The following is a 2,657-nucleotide window of genomic DNA, read 5'->3' as shown; positions in this document are numbered from 1 at the left end:
TTTCGGCCTGGGCCGGGGTGGCCTGAGGCAGAAGCAGCAGGGCCAGAAAGAGTGTGACGACGATTTTTACTGGTGGGTTCATACCTGGGTTTTCCTCTTGTCGCAGAGGGGTGTCCCTGGCGACGGGTCGTGGCGGGCGCGCCCACAGGCGGCCCGCGTGGTGTGGACGGTGAGCGCGCCTGGAAAAGAAAGGCGCGTGTCATCATAAATTATCGAAATTGCCAGGGCATTGCACCTTTTATTTTTGAGTGCCGGGGCGCTTTCGGCCGCCTGGGGGCGAGGGGGAAAGTCATGGAGCAGTCGATAGCCAGGGCCGCCGCCCTGTGGCGATCATCGACGACAGCCGTGGCCGTCACCGGGGCCGGGGTCTCCGTGGCCGCCGGGATACCGGATTTTCGCAGCCCTGGCGGGCTGTGGACGCGCTACGACCCCATGCGGGTGGCCACGGCCGAGGCCATAGGCCGCCACCCGGAAGAGGTCTGGGCCTTTCTGCTCGAAGCCCGGGACGTGGTGGGCAGAGCCCGGCCCACCCCGGCCCACCACGCCCTGGCCCGGCTGGAGGCGGCCGGACGGCTGGCGGCCGTCATCACCCAGAATATCGATAATCTGCATCAGGCCGCCGGATCGCAAAACGTCATCGAATACCACGGGGGCATGGGGCGCTACCACTGCCACCGCTGCCGCGCCGCGCACGATCCGGACAAGGCCCGGAACCTGGGCCCCGGGGATATTCCCTGGTTGTGCCGGGAGTGCGGCGGGGTGGTCCGGCCGGACATCGTCTTTTTCGGGGAGCCGATTCCACTTGACGCCTTGCAAAAAAGCGGTCAATTGGCCCTTGCCGCCGATTTTTTGCTGGTGGTGGGAACCTCGGGCGAGGTCGCCCCAGCCAACACCCTGCCGTTTAAGGTACAGGCCCGAGGCGGCATTGTGGTGGAGATCAATCCCGGGGAGAGCGCCTACCAGGCCATGGCCGATATCCGCATCGAGGCCCCGGCCGAGGTGGCGTTGCCGCTTTTGGAAAAACGTGTTCTGGACGGGGCCATGGCCCCATGCGGAAGGTGATAAGGGCTTTATGGATGCGCTGACGCCTCACGGCGGTTTCTGGACCATGCTGGCCGGGGCCACCCCCACGGTCATCTTCGTGTTGAGCATCCTGGGCGTGATGTCCCTGGGCTGCTGGAGCATCATCTTTGTCAAGCTGTTCGTCCTGACCAGCGCCCGAAAGGACTCGGCCAGGGATTACACGGTCTTCCAGGAGGCCGAGTCCCTGCGCAGCGCCATGCAGGCCCTGGGGCGGCACAAGCAGTCCCCGGCCTACAACGTGGGCGCGCTGGCCTTCGAAGAGCTCATGCGCATGGAAGACAGCGACATCGAGCCCGGCGAAAAGGCCAGGATCGCCATGGACAACATCCGGCGGGTGTTGCGCCAGGGGGTGACCTCCGAGCTTGGCAAGCTCTCGAAGTCCCTGTCGTTTTTGGCCACAAGCGCCAACTCCGCCCCCTTTATCGGCCTTTTCGGCACGGTGTGGGGCATCATGAATTCCTTCCATACCATCGGCCTGCAGCAGTCCGCGGCCCTGGCCGCCGTGGCTCCGGGCATCTCCGAGGCCCTGGTGGCCACGGCCATCGGCCTTGGCGTGGCCATACCGGCCACCATCGGCTACAACTTTTTTCTGGGCTACATGCAGTCCATCGAGCGGGAATTGGTCAACTTCGCAGGCGCGTTTTTAAACCGCATTCAGCGCGAGGTGACCTGGGAGCCCCGGGAACCCCGGGAGCCGCGTGAGCAAAGGCCCCGCCGGACCATGGCCCGGGAGGGGTTTTAGTCGTGGGAGTGCAGATCGGCGGCGGACAGAAGACGTTTATGTCCGAAATCAACGTCACGCCCTTCGTGGACGTGATGTTGGTGCTTTTGATCATCTTCATGGTCACCGCGCCCATGATGACCCAGGGTCTGGAGGTGGATCTGCCCCAGACCAGGACGGTCAGCGTCCTGCCCACGGACAGCGAACATCTGGTGCTGACCATCAAGGCCGATGGCGGCATTTTCCTGGACACCTATCAGGTTACGATGGCGGATTTGCAGGATCACGTCAAACGGTTGGTCGCGGATCAGAAAAAGACGCTTTTTCTGCGCGCCGACAAGAGCGTGGCCTACGGCGTGGTGGTTCAGGTCATGGGTGTGGTCAAGGCCGCCGGGATCGACCGGCTGGGCGTCGTGGCCGAAGAGGAAAAAAAGGAAACGGCGGCGCCGAAAACGCGCAAGCCGTAAAAGCCGCACCCCGGATTCACGCCCCCAATCCTCCCGGCGCTACACGCGCCAAGGTCTACTATGCAGGCACTCGGCTGGATTTTTTCCATTTTCTTGCACCTCACGGTGTTTTTGGCCAGCTTGCTTTTCATCCAGATGGAGCCGGTGAAGTTCAAGTTGGACGTGCCCGTCTATGAGGTGGAGCTTTTGACCCTCGGCCCTCCGGGGTTGCCCCCCGGCCCTCCGGGAGGAGACCCTGCCGCCGCACCCGGCCCCAAACAGCCGGGCCCCGAAAAGTTGCCCCCCGGCCCGGCCGAGACCCTGGCCCAGCCCGAGGCCCCCAAGGCCGCAGTGGGGGGATTAGTCACAAAATCGTATATTCTTAAATGTCTTGAGGAACAACTTAA

General features: G+C 63.6%; 3 protein-coding genes and 1 pseudogene. All 4 read left to right on the top strand.

Going from position 1 to position 2,657, the window contains the following annotated elements:
* The first annotated feature begins 291 nt into the window (after window positions 1-291).
* On the top strand, window positions 292-1,062 hold the full coding sequence (locus V3572_RS13365) for an SIR2 family NAD-dependent protein deacylase (protein WP_332111511.1): 771 nt from the start codon (window positions 292-294) through the stop codon (window positions 1,060-1,062).
* Window positions 1,063-1,072: 10 nt separating this feature from the next.
* A complete protein-coding gene (locus tag V3572_RS13360; protein WP_332111510.1) occupies window positions 1,073-1,825 on the top strand; it encodes a MotA/TolQ/ExbB proton channel family protein in 753 nt (250 codons plus the stop codon).
* 2 nt (window positions 1,826-1,827) lie between these two features.
* Window positions 1,828-2,271 carry a protein TolR gene (tolR, locus tag V3572_RS13355; protein WP_332111509.1) on the top strand — a complete coding sequence of 148 codons (444 nt, stop codon included), beginning with the start codon at window positions 1,828-1,830 and terminating at the stop codon, window positions 2,269-2,271.
* Window positions 2,272-2,331: 60 nt separating this feature from the next.
* Window positions 2,332-2,657: pseudogene (locus V3572_RS13350) on the top strand (hypothetical protein); the annotation flags it as partial.

Source organism: Desulfolutivibrio sp. (genome assembly GCF_036584575.1).
In the GTDB taxonomy this organism is placed as follows: domain Bacteria; phylum Desulfobacterota; class Desulfovibrionia; order Desulfovibrionales; family Desulfovibrionaceae; genus Desulfolutivibrio.
The sequence above is the reverse complement of the archived record's forward strand: the minus strand, read 5'-3'. Positions and strand labels throughout refer to the sequence as shown.

Coding starts and splice junctions, on each gene's coding strand:
- V3572_RS13365 (WP_332111511.1), top strand. CDS start 292: ATGGAGCAGTCGATAGCCAGGGCCGCCGCCCTGTGGCGATCATCGACG.
- V3572_RS13360 (WP_332111510.1), top strand. CDS start 1,073: ATGGATGCGCTGACGCCTCACGGCGGTTTCTGGACCATGCTGGCCGGG.